This window comes from Rhodomicrobium udaipurense JA643 (genome assembly GCF_000636015.1).
Classification (GTDB): Bacteria; Pseudomonadota; Alphaproteobacteria; order Rhizobiales; family Rhodomicrobiaceae; genus Rhodomicrobium; species Rhodomicrobium udaipurense.
Genome location: NZ_JFZJ01000255.1, coordinates 1 through 541, shown reverse-complemented (window position 1 = coordinate 541; position 541 = coordinate 1). Strand labels below are relative to the sequence as shown.

Genomic DNA, 541 nt, shown 5'->3' with positions numbered 1-541 from the left:
TATTTTCTCCATGTTCTCCCAGAAGCGGCACGGCGCAACGGCTGATTAAAAACGGTTCCAGTATCGGTCGAGCGCCTTCTGCGGGGCGTCATCAGGGAAGTAGTCGCCGCGCGTGTCGCGTATATACTCCATAAACCGGCGGATGACGTTGGCCTGTTCCTGCGTGAAGCGCGAAACGCGGGCGTCGAACCACCGTTGAGCGTTGCCCGTTCGGCACATATCCCTCATCGGCTCGTTGATTTGCCGCCATTCCTCCGGAGTGAACTTCGCGGCCTCGGGATGTGTTTCCGCAAACTCTTCAAATTTTCTTTGTTTTTCGTCGTAGTCGGTCAATTCTGTCGGTGTGAGCAAGTCGACAATTGCGCCCGGGATGATGTCGGCTCGACGGTAATCTACAACGGTTATTGTCATGAAGGCCGGCAGATAAAAGTGAAGGCCCGCCGGGCTCAAAAGGGGGATGATATCGCGCAATTTGTCCAGGTCCTCGAACGGCACGTCACGCCAGTGCTTTCCCTTGAGGATTTCTCTGGTTTCTACACGC

The 541-nt window shown here is 55.3% G+C and carries 1 pseudogene; it reads right to left on the bottom strand.

The features are described from left to right. Positions 1-342: 342 nt before the first annotated feature. A pseudogene (locus tag T281_RS19970) lies at positions 343-495 on the bottom strand (hypothetical protein); the annotation flags it as partial. Positions 496-541 lie beyond the last annotated feature (46 nt).